An 18,083-nucleotide genomic window follows, 5' to 3' on the forward strand; every position below is an offset into this window, starting at 1 on the left:
AAGGCAACACGCCGTAGGCGGGATAAAATGACGGTGGACGGGGGAAATCCTGCCTGTCGGTCCCCACCACCCCCGGTGGTCCGGAACGATGTCTCGTTCTGCAGGAGAACGCCGTCCGCAGATCCGGGCATACAGAAGAAGATTCCGCGAGCATCCGTTCGCCAGGGTTCGAGCACCCCCACCCTCTCGGGCCCGGGAACCCCGCGGCAGCAGGCCCCCTGTCGTCGTGCTCGATTCCCAGCGCAGCGCCCGCTGTGCGGAGCCCAACAGCGGGAGACCGCAGGAAGGTCCGAGCGAGTCATGGAGCATGTCGACGTCATCAGCGCCCTGGCGCCTCGACTCGCCGTGTCCCTCGGCATGGTCGACCGCGCGATCATCCATGCGCCGCAGGAGTTCTTCCCGATCGAGACCACACGCCGGGCGCTGGAGCAGACCGAGGGCCCCGGTCCCCGCACCGTCGTGACGGTGCGGGCCGCCTCCGACGTCGAGTCCCTCGCGGCGGCGCTCAGGGACCAGAGCGGGCCGCTGCTCGTCGAGTGGTACGGCCTCGACGAGCAGCTGGACGAGCTGCTGCAGGCCGTCCTCGCCGCCGGCGACTGCACCCGCGTCCCGCAGCACTCGATCATCGTGGCGGCGGCCGTGGACAGGCGGCCCGGCGCCGACCTCGACGCGATGTTCGACGTCGTCCTCGGGTCGAGCTCGCTCGTCATCGACTCACAGACCCTCGCCGAGATCGGCCCCGCGCAGGCCGTCGACAGCGCCTGGCGCTTCCGCGCGCTGCGCGTGACCGGCGGCGTCCCGGCGCTCCTCGAGGCCTTCCTCCTCGACCTCGACGCCCACGACGACCGGGACCTCACGCAGCAGTGGGTGCGGATGGGGGCCCTCCCCGCGCCCGGCCGGAGCGCCGACGCGGCCGCCGCCTGGGCCGACCGCGCCTACCCCCGCCTGGCCGACGAGCCGCTCGTCCTCCTGCACGCCTGGGCGTACTTCATCTCCGAACCGATGATGGCCGGCATCTCCTCGTACCTGCTCAACCGCAGGATCACCCCCGCCGAGGTGCGCCGGGCACGGCTCAACGGCGCGATCACACGGCCCGGCACGAGCGAGCCCGGCTTCCCGATCCTCCTCGCCGCCCAGCTCGTCGAGCGCATGATGATCGACCCGGACAGCCCGGCCCGCCTCTGGCGCCGGCGCCTCCGGATGGCGATGGCCGACCGCACCGTCCCCGTGCCCGACGCGGTGCGCATCTGCATCCTCACGATGATCCGCGACTGGTCCCTGCTCGACCGGGTGCTGGCCGCCTCGATGCACATCCTGGCGACCTTCGCCTCGAACGAGCGCCTCGGACTCGCCGATGCCTGGGGCGACCAGGTGCCCGCCGTGTGGACGCACATCGCCTACGCCCGCGAGTTCCTGCTGGGCACCTGGCGGCCCAACGCGCCGTTCCTGCCGCTGCCCTGGCTCGAACTGGCCCACCTCGTCGACGGCGAGGACGAGCAGTCCGTCCACCCGCTCATCAAGGAGCTGAGAGGCAGGCTCGCGCTCGGCCTGAGCACCCTGCGCCCCGACTCGGTCGAGGACGTGCGGCGCTTCGCGCTGTCGGCTGAGAGCGTGCTCACCGAGCACGTCTCCCGGCACCTGGAGGCCTGCACGCGGCACCGCCGCCTGGACGCCCGCTTCACGGACGACTCGGCGGTCCTCGCGATGTGCCTCATGGGCATGGCCGATGGCATGCTCTTCACCGCGCTGCTGTCCGACGCCCAGGCCTGCCTGGGCATGGCCGCCAGCATCTGCGCGCGGAGCCGCGTCGACGTCGTCGGTTACCCGGGCCTCATGCTCGGCATGGCCGCCCGTAACGCCGTGCTCTCCGGCAAGACGGCCCTCCACGAGCAGGCCCGCCTCTACATCGAGGAGTACGGGCGGCTGGTCGCCATCAGCGGCTCCCGCGACGAACTGCCCGAACAGCTCATCCGCATCGCCTCCCGCTACGGCGAAGACTGGGACGCCGACGGCCTGTCGAGCGCCGAGATCTCGCCGAACGCCCCGTTCGCCCCGCTCCAGGTCGAGGCCGAGGGGTGGGCGCTGCTCGTCAACCGCGGCACCCTGCCGGCCTACCAGTGGCTCCAGGCCTTCCTCGGGCGCGCCCGGTGGAGCGACCTGTGGCCCTTCGAGTGGTGGCCCCTGCACGCCACCCTCGCCATGATCGATGCGCGCGAGGGCCGGCTGCACGAAGCCCAGCGCCGGCTCGAGGACGGGTCGATCCCGTCCGAGATGGCGCTCGTCATCCGCGCCTCGGTCGAGCTCGTCCAGGGCCACCGGGAGACGGTGCGCGCCCTCGTCGATCGCGTCCTGGCGATGTCGACGACGACGAGCCGCTGGCGGATGATCGCCTACGGCCTCAAGCTCGGCGCGGTGGCCGGCGGGCCCGACCCCGACGACCTGGCGGGCATGATCCTGCGCCTCTACGACTGGTCCGAGGCGCTCGGCGCGGTGGCGTTGCTGCCCGACGCGGCGCGCCGGCCCGTCCTCGAGGCCGTCGGGCGGCCCTACCGGGAACTCGCCGGCCTGCGCGTGGACGGGCCCGGGGACTGGCCGTCCGCCGGTGCCGTCCGCCTCACGCCGCGGCAGGTCGATGTGCTCCGGGGCCTCGCCGAGGGCAAGACGCTCGGCCGCATCGCCACCGACCTCGGCCTGGGCAAGGAGACGATCCGCTCCACCGCCAAGCAGATGTACAAGCGCCTCGGCGTCCACGACCGGGCCTCGGCCGTGCTCATGGGCCAGGCCCTCGGCATGATCTGAGGGACCCGGCCCGTCGCAGGCCGGGGCGCCTGCGGGCCGCTGCGCAGCGCCCGGCGCGCGACCCACCGGGCCCGGCCGGCCCGAGTCTCACGGCTTGAGGAAAAGACCGTCGTCCTCATCTCTCGGGGCCTGGCCGCGCAGCACGAAGTGCTTCTTCTTCCCGGTCGCGGTCATCGGCAGCTCGTCGACGAAGGCGTAGCGGCGCGGGCGCTTGTAGTTCGCCAGGTCGTCGCTGTCCTTGCAGAACCGGTCGAGCTCGGTGGCGGCCGCCTGCCGGTCGGTGAAGAAGCCGGGACGGGGCACGACGTAGGCGGCCACGAGCTGGCCCCACTCCGTGTCGGGCAGGCCCGTGACGGCCGCCGCGGCGACGCCCGGATGGCCCGCCAGGGCCTCCTCGACCTGCACCGGGTGGACGTTCTCGCCGCCGGAGATGATCATGTCGTCCTTGCGGCCGACGATGGTGATCGTCTCGTTCTCGTCCCAGGTGGCCAGGTCCCCGGGGTAGACCCAGCCGTCGCGGAACTTCTTCTTCTGCTCGCGCGGGTTGTCGGCGTAGGCGTAGCCGGCCTTGACCGAGCGCATGATGACCTCGCCGACCTCGGTGTTGTCCTTGGCGGCCAGCTCGTCGGGCTCGGCGACGCGGTCCTCGAAGACGCGGACGACGGCGACGTCGTCGTCGATGCAGGCCTGACCGGCGGTGCCCGGCATGTCGGTGACGTCGTAGGGGCGCAGGAAGGTGTTCCAGAAGGTCTCGGTGACGCCGTAGCCGTTGCCCAGCCGTGGGGTGAGCACGTCCTGGTAGCGGATGGCGGCGGCCCGTTCCAGGGGGGCGCCCATCGTGATGATGCCGTGCAGGCTCGACAGATCGCGCGGTCCGGCCTCCTGCGCGTCGGCCAGGCGCTCCAGATTCGTCGGGGCGCCGACCAGGTAGGTCAGCCGGTGCTCCTCGACGGCGTCGAGCACGGCTCCAGCGTCGAACTTGGGCATGATGACGACCTCGCCGCCCACGTAGAACATCGTGTTCGGACCGGCGCAGTAGTTGCCGCCCCGGTGGAACCACGGCGACATGTTGAGCGTGCGGTCGTGCGGGTTCACCGGGAAGTGCATGATGACGTCGTGCGCGGTGAGCACCTCGTTGAAGCTCGTGAGCGGAACGGCCTTCGGCATGCCGGTGGTGCCCGAGGTGAACAGGCGGCTCGTCTCGTCCCAGGTGGAGCCGTCGGCCGGGGCGGTGAAGACGGGGGCCTGCTCGGCGCAGAGCTCCTCGAAGCGGATCGCTCCGGGCAGCAGCGCGCCGCCGCCGGCACCGATCAGCACCCTGGGCCGGAAATCGGCCTTGGCCAGGGACTCGGCGGTCTGCTCGGAGCGTTCGGTGTCGTAGACGTAGACGGCCGGGCGCAGCTGGTCGAGCGCGTAGGCGGTCTCGCCGGGGGCCAGGCGGAAGTTCATGGGGGAGCTCACGGCGCGCAGCCCCTGCGCGGCGATGTACAGGAGGGCGAACTCGGGGCAGTTGGGCAGCTGGTGGGCGACGACGTCTCCGACTCCGACGCCGTGGGCGGCGAGGCCGGCCACGAGACGGCCCGCATCGGCGCCCAGCTCGGCGTAGGTCCAGACGCGGCCGCTGGGCAGATCCGTCATGGCCGTGCGGTGCGCGTAGCGGTGCGCATTGCGTTCAAAGCCGGCGGCCCAGGTGAATCGGCGCTCGACGACCTCGCGCAGGGCCGCCGTGTCGTAGTCGGTGTTGGGGGCCTCGATGGGCAGCGTCATCTGCGTCCTTCTTCGTGCTGATGGCCGGTGGTCCGGAGCGACGCGGGCCGGCGCTCCCCTCGGGCCCCGCGAGCGGATCGATCCCGGAAACACCATCAAACCTACGCTTCGGTAGGTAGTCGGGCAATGGCGCCCCACCCGTCGGCCGGCACTCACAGCGCCCGCACTCCCGGCGGGCGCCCGAGAATTCGCGCGTCCGGGTGAGGGACTGGCAGAATCACCCCTAAGGGTTGAGATGGCCCAGGAGGTCGAGATGGACGGACACGACGAGCAGTTCGCGGTGCGCACCGCGGGCTGCGTCCTCATGGGACGGGTCCGGGGCGCCGGTCCGGCCGTGATGCTCCTGCACGGTGCGGGGATGGACCGGGCCGTTTTCGACGACCAGGTGATGCCCCTCGTCGATGCGGGTTTCAGAGTTGCCGTGCCGGATCTTCGCGGGCATGGGCGCTCGCGCCCGAGCGCGACGGCCCCGAGCGCCGGGGTGCTCGAACGGGACGTGCTGGCGGTCATGGACGAGCTCGGCATGGACCGTGCGGCGCTGGTCGGCCAGGCGCTCGGCGGCGCCATCGCTCAGGGTCTGGCCCGAGGCCACCCTGAGCGCGTGAGCGCCCTGGCGGCGCTCGGCGCCGCCTGGAACGCCGACCGTCCGACCGGACCGCGGCCGCCGGGGGTCCTCCGGCGGGCGCTGCCGCGGTGCCCGACCGGTCGGGCAGCGCTGCGTCGCCTGGCCGACTCGTCGTCGACGACCCCGCGAGGGCGCGCTCTGGCGCTGCGCAGCCTCGCCGCGCTGCCCGCCGGCCTGCTCCGTCGGACGCTGGTCGTGGTCGATGAGGAGCTGGGCGCCGATCCCGACCAGCGCGTCGGCGTGCCGACCCTGCTCGTCTGCGGGGCAGCCGACGCCGCGGACGTGCGCGCTTCGATGCGCCGCTGGGCCGCCCATGACGGGCTCGCGCTCCACGAGATCCCCGGCGCCGGCCACCTCGTGACCGTCGACGCCCCCGAGGAGGTCACCGGCCTGCTGCTCGGCCTCCTGACGGGGGCGCTCACCGGGCCAGGGCGAGCGTGAAGTACTCGCCCTTGTGGAACGGCCTGTCGATGACGTAGTAGTCGCCGCAGCGCACGGGAGACTCGACGTCGTAGGGGGTCCCGACCTCGACCGAGGGATCGAAGATGAGCATCGCTGCGTCGCGGTAGCCCTGCCCGAGGTAGTCGTCGATGAGGGAGGCGGGGATGTAGACCGTGTCATCGGCGGGCCCGACCCACTGCCCGGACATCCGCTCGGATTCGGAGGTGCTCACCCGGTGGACGGTGCCCACCGGGTCGTGGCTCGTGCCCCCGGTGAGTCGGGCCGTCTCCGACCAGTCGAGGTCGCCCGGCAGCTCGGAGGGCGTCACGGGCGCGAACAGCGCGATGAAGTGCGTCGACTCCCAGTACGCGAGCTGGGAGTCCGTGATGTAGGTCGTGCCCACTCCCTGCTCCTCGGGCCGGAACGTCGTGGACAGGGGCGCCGAGATCCCCAGCACGCGGCTGACGATGGGGTACTGGTCCTCGGGATCGCGCGTCCAGTCCCACTGGGCCGGGTCGGCGCCGGCCCGCAGCTGGTAGATGTCGCACCAGAACTCGACCGGGCGGCCGCCGCCCGTCCCCTCGGGCAGCAGGTCACCGGCCCTGGGCCAGGCCCCGTCGAGATCGACGTCCGCGCCGTAGAGCATCCCGAGCGTTTCCAGGGCGCCGGCCTCCGTCGTGCCGAACACCTCTCGCGCATTGGTGCCGTCGTAGTGGACGTCGGTGAGCATCTCACGGCGCTTGATGGTCGCCGCATTGGTGGACACGGGCGTCGGAAGCCCGAGCACCGCGGCCACCTCGGCGTAGACGCCCGCGAGGACCTCATCGGCCTGGTAGTTGTCGCGCAGGCGGTCGACGGTGGCGTCGATCGGGCCCTCGGGCAGCTTGTAGGGATCGGAGGTGTCGGCGTAGTCGGCCTCGATCTGGAAGGCGGTGCCGTCGTGGGCGGCCTCGAAGGTGACGACGTCGTCGCGGGGCGTGCCGATGTGACCGATCGTGTCCGCCCCGTTCACCGTGGAGCGCCCCTCGCGACCGGTGATCTCGGGGGTGAAGCCGTACGTCCGGGCGCAGTAATCGAGGACGGTCCGCTGGGCCTGCGCGGCCCGGGCGTCGTCGTAGGCCTGCATCCGTGCCGCCTGGACGGCGAGGAAGACCGCGCCCGCCCCGATGCCGAGCACGGGGAGCCCGACGAGCAGGCCCACCAGGACGAGCGCCACCCGGGCCCCGAGCGAGGGCCCCCGCCGTCCCCCGTCGGACTCGGCCGACGCCGTACCGGCCGAGCAGGGTGCGGCGTCCGCGCCGGTGCGGCAGCCTTCGGGGGTGTTCGCCATGGTTCTCGTCCCTCGTGTCCCGGCGGCGCGCCCGGAACGCGCCGCCGGGACACAGCATAGGCCGTTGCGCCTGGGCCGGCCGGTCGGCCGGGGAGCCGTGCGGGGGCGCCGAGAGCCCACCGTCCGTTCCGGCCCGGGGGCCGGTCACTGCTTCCCGCTCCTCACCCGATGGGCCTCGATGAGGCGTCTCTCCTCGGGGCCGATGAGGGCCAGGAGGATGACGGCGACGACGACGAAGGCCACGAGCATGCCGTAGGTGACGTACCAGCCGAAGTGCTCGGCGACGTAGCCGACGCCGGTCGAGGCCATCGTCGCGCCGAGCACATAGCCGAACAGCCCGGTGAAGCCGGCCGAGGTGCCCGCCACATGGGCGGCCGACATGTCGATGGCCTGGAGGCCGATGAGCATGACCGGGCCGTAGATGAAGGCGCCGATGAAGAACAGGTGGACCATGAGCAGCCAGTAGGGGGTGCCCACCGGCGCCAGCCAGTAGAGCACGAGGAAGACGCCCGCCCCGATGAGGAAGGTGACACCGGTGCGGGTGCGGTTCCCCCTGAAGATCCGGTCCGAGGCCCAGCCGCAGGCCAGCGTGCCGACCAGGCCGGCCAGCTCGAACAGCGAGAAGCCGGCGATGCCCTTGGCCACGGAGACCCTGTGCACCTGGGAGAGGTAGGTGGGGGCCCAGCTCAGCACGCCGTAGCGCAGGGCGTAGACGAAGACGTTGGCGAAGGCCAGCAGGAGCATCGCCCTGTTCTTGAAGACGTGCTCGATGACGATCCGCCAGTAGCTCAGCCTCTCGAGCTCGCTCGTGTCGGAGGCGACCTTGGCCGGGTCGTCGCGGTACTCCTCGATCGGGGGCAGGCCCACCGAGGCGGGCGTGTCGCGGATGAGGGCGAAGGCGACGGCGGCGACGACGATGGCGATGAGGGCGGGCAGCCAGAAGGCCGCGTGCCAGTCGTCGCCGGTCAGCGCCAGACCCCAGGCGGCTGCCGCGCCGACGCCCATCCCGCCCACGTTGTGGGCGCAGTTCCAGATCGAGGTCTTCCAGCCGCGCTCGTTGGTGCTGAACCAGTGCACGAGGACGCGGCCGGCCGGCGGCCAGCCCATGCCCTGGAACCAGCCGTTGATGAACATGACGATCGCGAACACGGCCAGCGAGCCCGACACGGCCGGGACGAATGCGACGACGAGATTGGCGACGGCCGACAGCACGAGGCCCAGCGGCATGAAGTAGCGGGCGTTCGAGCGGTCCGAGATCATCGCCATGAAGAACTTCGAGAAGCCGTAGGCGATGAGGACGGCGTTGGCGATGAGGCCGATGCCGGTCTTGTTGATCCGGCCGCCGTCGAGCAGGATCTTCGAGACCAGTGAGATGTTGTTGCGGATCAGGTAGAAGCCCGCGTAGCCGATGAAGATGCCCATGAACACCTGGAAGCGCAGGCGCGGGTAGCGGCGCCTCGCCTCGTCGTCGGGGAGGCGGGGAGCGGGCGGCGGCGCGGCCAGCCAGGACCGTTCCCCGCCGGGTCGTGTCATCGAGGTCGTGGACATGTGCGGCTCCAGTGGTGAGGGCCGTTCGGATGAGCGGCGTTGGATCCCATCGTCGGCCGCGCGCGAGGCGGGAGTCGATCACCGGCGGTCACGGTTGGTCACAGCCCTGTCACCGTGGCGGTGCCCTCAGCGGGGGAGCAGCCACAGCCGCTCGGGGTGGAGGACCAGCCGCGCCGGCTCGTGGCGCTCCAGCGCCGGCCCCCACAGGTCGCCGGTGCCGAGCACCGAGCCCCGCTCGGTCTCGACGAGGTACTCCATCCGTTCGCCGCGGTAGAGCCTGCGCTGGACGATGCCGAGCATCCCGGACGGCTCGGGCTGACCCATGACCGTCGTCGTGCCGCTCGCCGGGACGACGGACAGGGCGTTTGGGCGGACGAGGAGGGTCGCCTCGCGGCCCGCCGCGGTCGGCACCGTCGCCGGCCCCGCCACCGTCATCGCGGTGCCGAGGACGTCCACCCGGCGCGTCGAGGCCGAATCGCCCGGGCCGATGACCCGGACGTCGAGGAAGCTCGAGGCGCCCAGGAACGAGGCGACGAAGGAGCTCGTCGGCCGCTGGTAGACGTCGCGCGGCGCGCCCTCGTCGGCGATCCGGCCGCGGTCCAGGACGATGATCCGGTCGGCCGTCGCCAGGGCGAGCGGGGTGTCGTGCGTCACGTGGATGACGGTCATGCCCAGACGCCGGCGCATCTGGTCGATGAGCTCGAGAAGGCCGGCCTTGAGCCCCTGCTCCAGCCCGGACAGCGGCTCGTCGAGGAGCAGCACGGCCGGACGCGAGACGAGCGCCCTGGCCAGGGCGACGCGGCGGCGCTGGCCGCCCGACAGGTGCCGCGGCAGCGCGTCGGACACGCCTGCCAGCCCCAGGCGCAGCAGCATCACCTCGGTCTGGTCCCGCACGTGCGTAGGGGACGCCCCGGCCAGCCTCAGCGGGTGGGCGACGTTGCCGGCCACGCTCATCTCCGGGAAGAGATTGTCCTGTTGGAACATCGTCGTCGTGGGCCGTCGGCTCGGCGCACGGTCGGTGACGTCCTCGCCGCCGATGACGACCCTGCCGGCGTCTGGCTTCGTCAAACCGTTGATGATCGTCACGAGCGTCGACTTGCCCGAACCGGAGGGCCCCATGAGGTCGAGCAGTTCGCCCGGCCCCGCCCCGATCGTCACGTCGTGCAGCGCCGGACGCGTCATGCCCGGGAAGGTCTTGGTGATGCCGATCGCCCTCACTGCCGCCTCCTCACGTCGGGCCCCCGTCGTCCGGGACGGCCGGCCGACGCGGCGGGGCGACGAGCACGGTGACGCAGCCGCCGAGCAGCCCCAGCAGGGCGGCGGTCGTCGTCGCCAGGGCGCTCGCCCGGTCGAGCTGCCCTGCCTCGACGTCGGTGATGATGCGCGTCGCGAGGAAGGGCGTGTCGGCGCCGCCGAACAGGATGACCGGGGACAACGCGTTGACCGCCCCGGCCAGGGCGACGACGAGCATGGCCGGCACGACCGGGGCCAGGTGGGGGACGACGAGTGGACGGACCACGTGGCGCACCCGGACGGCCAGGCCCGCGGCGGACTCGGCGGCCGAGGGCGTCATCGCGGCCAGCCGTTGCCGCAGCAGGACGATCATCATCGGGGCCGAGCCGATCGTCATGATGGTCGCGACCAGTCCGAGGGCGGCCCAGCCCGAGGTCGCGCCCCACTCCGGGGCGCGCCACCAGTGGAGGGCGCCGAGGGCCAGGGGCAGGACCGGGGCGGACGAGGCGAGCAGCGCGCGCGAGATGCTCGCCGACCCGGTGCGCGGAGCGACCGCCACGGCGGCGAGGGCGATGCTCGTCGACGCCACGACGGCCGCGGCCGCCACGAGCAGCGAATCCGCCGCCGCCAGGCGCGCGGTGCCGCTCGTGATCAGCTCGGCGTAGTGCTGGCCGGTCAGCCGCGGGGAGTCGACGTCCGCCAGGACCGAGGCCGCGGCGCAGACGACCAGCGGCAGCGCCTCGACCGAGGCGAGCGCCCAGGCCGCCGCGACGAGCACGCGGTCCCGCGCACCGGACGGCGGGACCCGGCGGCGGCGGCGCAGCCGCTCCTGGAACGGGCGGTGATCCCGCCCCGGCATGGCCAGTGCCGCCAGGGCGCAGATGACGAGGAGTATCAGCCCGTAGGCGCCGGCCGCCGTCATGTCGTCCTCGCCGGCGGCCGCCTCGCGGAGCCTGGTGCTGAGCACCGGGTAGCTGCCGCCGAGGGCCAGCGGGTTGGCGATGTCGACGGTCGCGTGGGCCACGAGCAGCAGGAAGACGCCGGCCAGCGCCCCGCGCATGCCCGGCAGCACGATCCGGGCGAGGACGCGGGCCTCGGAGGCGCCCATGTCGCGCGCCTGGTCGGTGAGGGAGCCGTCCAGGTTCGAGAGACCGACGAGGGTCATGAGATGGGCGAGCGGCAGCAGCGTCATCACCTCGGCGATGACGAGGCCGGTGAAGCCGTAGACCGGCACCGAGCGCCAGCCGAGGAGGCGCGTCGCGAACCCGTTGTGGCCCCACAGCTCGAGCAGCGCGATGGCGGGTGCCACCGGGGGCAGGAGCAGCGGGCTGAGCAGCATGAGGTGCAGCAGCCCGCGCCCGCGGAAGCGGAAGTGGTGGTGGACGCCGGCCGTCAGCGCGCCGCCGATCGTCCCGGCAAGGGCCGTGACGAGGGCCAGCACGAGCGTGTCGACGACGAGGCGGTGCTGGTGGACGACGGCGTCGGCCAGGGCCGCGCGCCCCGCCGGGACGAACGGCACCGTCAGCGTCGGCCACAGCAGGGCCCCGATCGCCGCGGCACCGAGACCCCGGAACGCCCCGACGAGCGCCCGTCCGCCGGCGGGACCCCGCCGCGGGGCGCGGGGCGGCCGGCCGCGCCGCCTCACGACAGCACCCTCTCGTCGAACAGCCCGATGAGCTCCCTCTGCCGTGCCGCAGCCTCCGCCAGGGGGAGTTCGACCAGGGACGTCCCGGACGGCAGGGCGAGCCGCTCGTCGTGGCCGAGGTCGTCGCGGGCCGGCAACTGGCTCGATCCGGTCTCGCCGCCCAGCGACTGGCCGTCCGCCGAGAGCATGAAGCCCTCGAAGCGCTGAGCGGCGGCGGGCTGGTCGGTGCCCGCCAGGACCGCGATCGCGCCGATCTCGTGGCCGGTGCCGTCATCCGGGTAGGTGATCGTCAGCTCGTCGTGGCCCTGGTCGATCTGCTTGGCGCAGTGCTGGGTGAAGGTGACGGCCACGGCCACCTCGCCGCGCGCCACCACCCCCGAGGGCGCCAGGCCCGAGGAGGTGTACTGCAGGACGTTCACGTCCAGGCGCGACAGCCAGTCCATCGCCGCGTCCGAGCCGAGCCTGGCCACCTGGGTCTCGACCATCGTGTACCCGGTGCCCGACAGGTTCGGGTTCGGGACCGAGACGAGGCCCCGCAGACGGGGGTCGAGCAGGTCGTCCCAGCGCCGCGGCGCGTCGAGTCCGGCCCGGGCGAGCACCTCGCTGTTCGAGCAGAACCCGAGGACGCCCTGGTAGATGCCGGTCCACGCGCCGTCCGGATCCTTGCGCCCGTCCGGCACGTGCTCCGCGCCGGCCGGGACGTGGTCGAGGAACAGGCCCCGCTCGGCGCCCAGGACGTACATCTCGGCGGGCCCGCCCATCCACAGGTCGAACTGGTTGTCGGACTGGCTGATGAGGGTGAGGGCCTCACCGGCCGAGCGGCGGGTGATGGTCGCGGTGATGCCGGTGCGCTCGCGGAAGACGCGGCCCCACTCCTGGCAGAGGTCCTCGATCGAGGAGCACAGCACCGACAGATGGGGGCCGCGCGCATGGGAGACGACGATCGTCGCCGAGGCGGTCATGACGAGGCAGAGCACGAGGGCCCCGCCGATCCGGGCGAGCGGCCGGGCGCGCGGCCGGCCGCGGTTCGGGCGTCTCACCGGGGGTCCTGGTCGGGCATGAGGTAGCCCATGCCGCGAACGGTGACGATGAGAGGGCGCCCCTCGGTGTCCAGGCGCTGGCGCAGGCGGTAGACGGTCGTCTTGATCATCTCGCGGCCGCCACTGCCGGACTCGGTGAACCAGACCTCGTTGAGCAGCGTGCTCCAGGTGACGACCTCCCCCTTGTGGCGGGCCAGTGCGGTGAGCAGCCGCAGCTCGACGTCGGAGACGCGCAGAACCCTGCCGTCCCAGGTGGCCCGGCGCCGGACGGTGTCGATGACGAGCGGGCCGTTGACGAGGAGCCCGTCCCCGGCGCCGCCCTGCGCCCGGCGGTGGACGGCCTGCGCGCGCAGGGCCAGTTCGCGGGGACTGAACGGTTTCGTGAGGTAGTCGTCGGCGCCGGCCAGGAGCCCGGCGATGCGGTCGTCCGTGCTGTCCTTGGCGGTGAGCAGGATCACCGGCGTCCCGCTCGTGGCCCGGATGCGCTCGCACAGGGCGATGCCCGAGGCTCCCGGCAGCATGATGTCGAGGATGACGATGTCGACCCGCCGACGGGTCAGGACGGCCCATGCCTGCTCGGCGCTGTGCGCTGTCAGGCAGGTGAAGCCCTGCGTCTCGAGGGCGAAGGCGACGATCGAGACCATCTGCGTCTGGTCGTCGACGACCAGGGCCGTGGGACTCATGGCGCCGCCTCCCGCTCGCGGGCCGTCGCCCCGGAGGCGCCCGGCGCGGTCGGGGGAGCGTCCGTGCCGGGCCAGGGGGCCGTCTCGAGCGGCAGGGCGCACAGGATCGAGGTGCCGCGCCCGTCGATGGTGTCGACGAGGATGCGGCCCCCGTGGGCGGAGACGACGCGTTGGGCGACGAGCATGCCCAGGCCGGTGCCGCGCCCCTCGTCCTGCCCGATCGGCGCGCTGGACGGCCGGAACAGCCGGGCGCGCTCGGCCTCGGTCATGCCCGACCCGTCGTCGGTGACGGCGATGACGACGGTGTCGTCGGCCGTGGTGACCTGCACCGTGATGGCCGCGCCGGGGCCCGCGTGGCGCACCGCGTTGTTGACGAGGTTCCACAGCGCCTGGCGCAGCAGGGCGGGGTCCCCGTCGAGGACGATGCGCGGGCCGGTGTTGTCGAGCTCGATGGGGATGCGCGTGAAGTGGCGCAGCTGCGAGATCGTCTGGCGCACGAGCGAGCGGATCTCGATGCGCTCGCGGTGCAGGGCGAGCAGCTGGGCCTCGATGCGCGCCTCGGTGAGCATCGTCTCGGAGAGCTGCGTCATCTGCGCGCTGTTGTCGGCGATCGTCTCGATGAACTCCCGCTGGCGTTCGGTGAGCGGGCCGGGGGCTCCCTCCAGGAGCAGCTCGGCGGCGCCCCGGATGAGGGCGAGCGGGGTGCGCACCTCGTGGGAGAAGAGCTGGGGGCGCTCCATGCGGTGCCTGACGGCTCCGCGGAGGTACTCGTTGTCGGCGCGCAGCAGGACGAGGCGGCGGCGCAGCACGATCGTCAGTGCGCACAGCGCTGCGCAGACCGCCCCCAGGGCGCCGGTGACCCAGACCAGTGCATGCACGCGGTCAGTATGCATCGGGCGTGGTCCGGGCGTCCGAGCCGGTCCTCGGGCTCCCGGCGCGACGGCCGACAGGAGCCCGCTCGATCGGCGGGCCCTGTCTGCCACCGGACGCGCCTTCGGCCACGATCTCTGGTGCCTTCCCGGCCGTCGCTCACCAGCCGATCCGCGCTCCACGGGGCCACGGGGTTTGTTCGCGGGGGCTCAGTGGCGCAAGCAGCCCTCAGCCATGGCATGGTTCAGCGGTGTTGTGGACGAGTCTCGCCGTGTGCGGGAGTCGTGGAGCAGTCCGGCTCCACTCGGCCTGCGGGGAGCCGTCAATCCATCGCATGCCCGTCCGGTGCTCCTGGTTGGTGCGGCGGGCTGGTCAGCCTTGCGACCATGACTCCGGCGTCCTCCCTGCCGTCGACGTGGACGAAGCCCTCGGAGGAGTAGAGGCGTTCGGCATGGTTGCCCTGCTCCACCGACAGCGAGAGCGAGGCGAGGCCGCGTTCGCGCGCCTCGCTGATCATCTGCCGTATCAGCCGCCGCCCGATCCCCTGGCCCCGGAAGGGCGCGTCGACCCACACGCTGATCTCGGGGGTCTCGTCGTCGATGAAGCCGTACCCCGGTGAGTCGCTGGGCAGGAAGACCGCCCAGACGACTCCCACGGGTGCGTCCTCGACCGTCGCGACGATTCCGAAGTCGCCCCGGGCCGGGTCGACGGCCGTGTAGTGGGCGAAATCAGTGGTGGTGTGGAGGTCGGAGACGGTGAACCGCTCCCCGCACCAGTTGAGGTTGCCCAGGGTCGCTCGCTCGAGCAGCGGTGTCTCGTCGTCTGCGAGAGGACGGAAAATAGGCGTGATCATGGCGTGCAGTCCTTCGGTGAGGGGTGACGGTCCGGTGACGCTCGGACCGATGCGAGGATTATCTGCTCGGTGTTCTGGTTCCCCTCGACCGGATACAGCGTGACCTTCTTACTGGTCAACGAGAGAGCACCGAAGAACGACTGGGCTGTTTTCTGCCGGTCCACGGACGGTCTGGTGCGCTGTCCTTCCGGGGGGCCACATGCGGCGGGTCCAAGCCTCGTGCTCCAGGCGTGCCTCGTCTGTCGCGTACACCTCCCAGGCGGCGTCCAACAGGTCGTTGACTTTGGTTTTCACCTCTGCCATGCGCCTGGTGATGGCCTGCTCGTCGCGGTGCTTGTCGAACGGGTCCGGCAGTTTGAAACTCAACCCGCAGAACCGCAGGAGCAGCTGGCACGAGGAGTCGGGCTCGTGCCGGGCGTCGAACAGGATCTTCACGACGTCGCGCAGGGCCGGGACGTCCCAGAACTCGGCGTGGACACCCGTCTGGGAGGGCGGCTGGGCCAGGACGGCCTTTGGTTCTTCTTTCTGGGTGCGGGTGAGTTTCGCCGCGTTCTGGTTCCCCGCACGCCCGGTCAGGACCGAGCACATCCGCGTGGCCTGCCATTCGGCCAGTCATTCCTGCACGGTCCTCTCCGTCCGTTCAACCATTTCAGCGATGATGCTGGTACTGACTCCTTCGGAGGCGTACAGAATCGCTTCGGTCTTCATCCTGACGAGCACGTGACTTCCGGAACGTTTCTTCCATCTGATCAGGACGGCGGTTTCCTCGGGGTGACCTCAACCTGCGAAGCTTATTCACAGCATGACAGGACGAGGACCCGACAAAGGGAAACGCCCCTGTAGACGACTCCTGTGAATAAGCCTCTGCATACCCCAATCATATCCGAAACCGCGCATGAAAGCCGCGAAAAATACGGTTTATTTCATGTTGGCCATACACCCTATGAATAAGTCTCGACGCATGAAATACGCGAAAATGTGGTTTCGTTTCATGCCGGTCATAAGACGGTCCCAAGAAAACCTAGAACGATGGCTTCAGCGTTGTGGTCCGCTGGAACCACGGAAAGCGGGCTCCAGACCTTGATGGCAGTGACGTGGTCGTTCCACTGCTCCACGGCGGCAGGACACCCAGAAGACAGGACATCCTCTGTGACGCGACCCCGAGAATCACAGAGGGAGGATGGAAGGCCCCACACGGCCGGCAGACTCTGCCGCATCATCTTGTTTGTCGTGATCTCCTCCGGTGTGGGTACATCAACCTCGTTTCCAGCGCCTGCGTAAAGACAGTCCGGCGCCCCGCAGATCAGGTCCAATAGTTTTAGAGTGAATCTCCAGCGCCATTTTGCGCTTGAGCGATCTTCTTTCTTTCTCGCTTCCACTGGAATACCAAGCTCATCGCTTGCGAACGCAAGATCGACCAAGAAGTACCCGGAATTTGTGGAAGGCTCTCGGATGCTAAGGATCATCGGTCCTGCCTTGCGATGTTTGAACCCTGCCCTAATTATTTTCTCTCCACGTTCACCGAGTTTGGACTGAAGTTCCTTCAAGGGTTCTTGGGAGTACTCCTCCCGGATCGTTCCCGTGCTCTGTCCCCAGCGGTCGACTTGGGCGGATCTCTGAGTCGAAACAACATGCCCAGTGTAGTGGCATAACCCTCCCAGAAACAGTACAACAAGGCCATCAACACGCTACGCGCCCCGGTTGAACGAGCAATCGCCAACCTCAAAACCTGGCGGACACTCCACACCGGCCACCGAAGACCCCTGCACACCTTCCCCGAAACCATCACGGCCATCATCGCCCTAGAATTCTTCAAAAACAGCTTTGCATAACCCTCATCGATTCTAATGCATCTGCCATGTCTACCAACAAGCTTTTTTGGAAATCGCGATGAAACAGTGCCCCGACTGTCATTGCCTCGCCTTCATACTGTTCAATCATGTCATTTTCCCAATCTCTCCAATATTTCACTGACCTGGCGATTGTTCGGGACGAAGGCGGTTGCAAGGTCACCAGTTTCTTGATAATATTGAGGCTTATTCATAGGACTGGTTCGGGTTGTCATCGATGATCTCGCGTGGGGCGTGTCGCAGAAGATGAGAAGGCGGCCTGCCCTGAGATGGTCAGTGTGTGAAAAGAAACAACCAGAGGGCAGGCCGCGAGCCTGATGCTATCACACGACTGACCCGAACCCAGATGCACGACCTGTGCCGGAGAATCCACACGGCGGTCAATGGCGACCTGCCGGCGGCCGGATCCCGCCGGCTCGGCCTCTACCAGAGCATCCGGCTCGTCCCGGCCAGCCTGCGCCACAACCTCGAACAACAACTCCTCGCCGAACTGTTCGACATCTCCCAACCCACCGTCTCGCGGGTCCTGACCGCCTGGACACCCCTTGTCGCCGACACCCTGGCCGACAACATCCCCACCACAGACGACCTCGACCCCGACACCCAGTTGATCATCGACGGCACCCCGGCACCCTGCTGGGCCTGGCGTGACAAGCCAGAGCTCTACTCGGGCAAGCACCACACCACCGGAGTCGACCTCCAAGTCGCCTGCACCCTGACCGGCGCCCCGGCCTAGGCCAGTGACCCTCTCCCCGGCCGTATCCACGACGCCCGGGCCCTCACCGAGTCCGGCTTCCTCGACATCGAAGACGACGACCCGGACCGATCCCCTCATCCCCGACACATCGCGGACAAGGGCTACACCGGCCTGGACCTGATCACCCCCACCAAGAAACCAGCAGGCCCACCCCAGACCGAAGCGAACAAGATCTGCAACAGAGCCACCGGAAAAATCAGACGACGAATCGAACAGACCATCGCTCACCTCAAAAACTGGCATGCCCTCAAGACCCGTCACCGACGACCCATCAACACCTTCCCGGACACCATCACAGCAACACTCGGAATAATATTCACCTACACCCTATGAATAAGCTTCAAGGAACTCTAATGTCGTCGATTTGAATATCCCATTTGGCATCTGAATCCTTTTGGAAGGCTTCCATCTGCACCTCAAGATCAGACGTTTTGTGGCCTACTACCCACAAGGGGCAGTCAATCCAGTACCCCCCAGACGTGAGACGCCCGAAATGGGTTTTTTCGATGAAATCATCGGGAAGTGTTGCATAGTCCTCACCATAAGAGTTCAATTCCCGCTCCATGTCAGCCCATTGCACGCGACTATTGGGGGCGTCCTTGCTCAGTTCTGCCCAGTTGTGCTCCACGATGAGATCAATTA

18 protein-coding genes are annotated in these 18,083 nt (G+C 69.9%); 5 read left to right on the forward strand and 13 right to left on the reverse strand.

Translation table 11 applies throughout. The features are described from left to right. Positions 1-300 precede the first annotated feature (300 nt). On the forward strand, positions 301-2,799 hold the full coding sequence (locus tag EGX94_RS06585) for a helix-turn-helix transcriptional regulator (protein WP_021797011.1): 2,499 nt from the start codon (positions 301-303) through the stop codon (positions 2,797-2,799). An 87-nt stretch (positions 2,800-2,886) separates the two neighbouring features. Here EGX94_RS06585 and EGX94_RS06590 read toward each other — a convergent pair whose 3' ends face one another. Beyond that, a complete protein-coding gene (locus EGX94_RS06590) occupies positions 2,887-4,566 on the reverse strand; it encodes a class I adenylate-forming enzyme family protein (protein WP_021797005.1) in 1,680 nt (559 codons plus the stop codon). A 235-nt stretch (positions 4,567-4,801) separates the two neighbouring features. Here EGX94_RS06590 and EGX94_RS06595 point away from each other — a divergent pair, with 235 nt between their 5' ends. Further along, the gene (locus EGX94_RS06595; protein WP_123826073.1) at positions 4,802-5,632 is read left to right on the forward strand and encodes an alpha/beta fold hydrolase; all 831 of its coding nucleotides are present in this window, start codon (positions 4,802-4,804) and stop codon (positions 5,630-5,632) included. Here the strand turns inward: EGX94_RS06595 and EGX94_RS06600 are convergent. The 10 genes from EGX94_RS06600 to EGX94_RS06645 form a co-directional block, all read right to left on the reverse strand. Next, entirely contained in the window at positions 5,610-6,962 is a 1,353-nt protein-coding gene (locus EGX94_RS06600) for a hypothetical protein (protein WP_021796282.1), read from the reverse strand. The genes EGX94_RS06595 and EGX94_RS06600 overlap by 23 nt on opposite strands. 144 nt (positions 6,963-7,106) lie before the next feature. Continuing rightward, positions 7,107-8,510 carry an MFS transporter gene (locus EGX94_RS06605; protein ID WP_021796278.1) on the reverse strand — a complete coding sequence of 468 codons (1,404 nt, stop codon included), beginning with the start codon at positions 8,508-8,510 and terminating at the stop codon, positions 7,107-7,109. A 126-nt stretch (positions 8,511-8,636) separates the two neighbouring features. After that, a complete protein-coding gene (locus EGX94_RS06610; protein WP_021796281.1) occupies positions 8,637-9,728 on the reverse strand; it encodes an ABC transporter ATP-binding protein in 1,092 nt (363 codons plus the stop codon). Between the two features lie 10 nt (positions 9,729-9,738). After that, positions 9,739-11,388 (reverse strand): ABC transporter permease, encoded by a 1,650-nt coding sequence (locus EGX94_RS06615; RefSeq protein ID WP_123826075.1) that lies wholly within the window; start codon positions 11,386-11,388, stop codon positions 9,739-9,741. Next, positions 11,385-12,428 (reverse strand): ABC transporter substrate-binding protein, encoded by a 1,044-nt coding sequence (locus EGX94_RS06620; RefSeq protein WP_021797440.1) that lies wholly within the window; start codon positions 12,426-12,428, stop codon positions 11,385-11,387. Before EGX94_RS06620 ends, EGX94_RS06615 begins: the two co-directional genes overlap by 4 nt. Beyond that, positions 12,425-13,111, reverse strand: coding sequence for a response regulator transcription factor (locus tag EGX94_RS06625; RefSeq protein WP_021797436.1), 687 nt, complete (start codon positions 13,109-13,111; stop codon positions 12,425-12,427). Before EGX94_RS06625 ends, EGX94_RS06620 begins: the two co-directional genes overlap by 4 nt. Continuing rightward, positions 13,108-13,989, reverse strand: coding sequence for a sensor histidine kinase (locus EGX94_RS06630; RefSeq protein WP_021797429.1), 882 nt, complete (start codon positions 13,987-13,989; stop codon positions 13,108-13,110). The genes EGX94_RS06625 and EGX94_RS06630 overlap by 4 nt, the downstream gene beginning before the upstream one ends. A 314-nt stretch (positions 13,990-14,303) precedes the next feature. Beyond that, the gene (locus EGX94_RS06635) at positions 14,304-14,834 is read right to left on the reverse strand and encodes a GNAT family N-acetyltransferase (protein ID WP_021797441.1); all 531 of its coding nucleotides are present in this window, start codon (positions 14,832-14,834) and stop codon (positions 14,304-14,306) included. Between the two features lie 108 nt (positions 14,835-14,942). After that, positions 14,943-15,422: a hypothetical protein gene (locus tag EGX94_RS13390; protein WP_021797431.1), complete on the reverse strand. Its 480-nt coding sequence runs from the start codon at positions 15,420-15,422 to the stop codon at positions 14,943-14,945. Between the two features lie 410 nt (positions 15,423-15,832). Further along, on the reverse strand, positions 15,833-16,381 hold the full coding sequence (locus tag EGX94_RS06645; RefSeq protein ID WP_123826077.1) for a hypothetical protein: 549 nt from the start codon (positions 16,379-16,381) through the stop codon (positions 15,833-15,835). Positions 16,382-16,546: 165 nt separating this feature from the next. On the opposite strand from EGX94_RS06645, the gene EGX94_RS14330 reads away from it, so the two are divergent. Next, complete coding sequence (locus EGX94_RS14330; protein WP_404825150.1) at positions 16,547-16,666, forward strand: hypothetical protein; 120 nt, start codon at positions 16,547-16,549, stop codon at positions 16,664-16,666. On the opposite strand, the gene EGX94_RS14065 is transcribed toward EGX94_RS14330, so the two are convergent. Continuing rightward, positions 16,647-16,775, reverse strand: a complete 129-nt coding sequence (locus EGX94_RS14065) for a hypothetical protein (protein ID WP_264291242.1) — start codon at positions 16,773-16,775, stop codon at positions 16,647-16,649. The two genes, EGX94_RS14330 and EGX94_RS14065, sit on opposite strands and share 20 nt — an antisense overlap. 255 nt (positions 16,776-17,030) lie before the next feature. Between EGX94_RS14065 and EGX94_RS13790 the strand changes: the two genes are divergently transcribed. Both EGX94_RS13790 and EGX94_RS14335 read left to right on the forward strand, forming a co-directional pair. Continuing rightward, positions 17,031-17,420: a helix-turn-helix domain-containing protein gene (locus EGX94_RS13790; RefSeq protein ID WP_196807753.1), complete on the forward strand. Its 390-nt coding sequence runs from the start codon at positions 17,031-17,033 to the stop codon at positions 17,418-17,420. A gap of 24 nt (positions 17,421-17,444) precedes the next feature. Beyond that, the gene (locus EGX94_RS14335) at positions 17,445-17,774 is read left to right on the forward strand and encodes a transposase family protein (RefSeq protein WP_196807754.1); all 330 of its coding nucleotides are present in this window, start codon (positions 17,445-17,447) and stop codon (positions 17,772-17,774) included. Between the two features lie 7 nt (positions 17,775-17,781). On the opposite strand, the gene EGX94_RS06665 is transcribed toward EGX94_RS14335, so the two are convergent. Further along, positions 17,782-18,069 carry a DUF7668 domain-containing protein gene (locus EGX94_RS06665; RefSeq protein ID WP_123826079.1) on the reverse strand — a complete coding sequence of 96 codons (288 nt, stop codon included), beginning with the start codon at positions 18,067-18,069 and terminating at the stop codon, positions 17,782-17,784. Between the last annotated feature and the right edge of the window lie 14 nt (positions 18,070-18,083).

Source organism: Propionibacterium acidifaciens, assembly GCF_003798325.1.
GTDB classification, from domain to species: Bacteria; Actinomycetota; Actinomycetes; order Propionibacteriales; family Propionibacteriaceae; genus Propionibacterium; species Propionibacterium acidifaciens.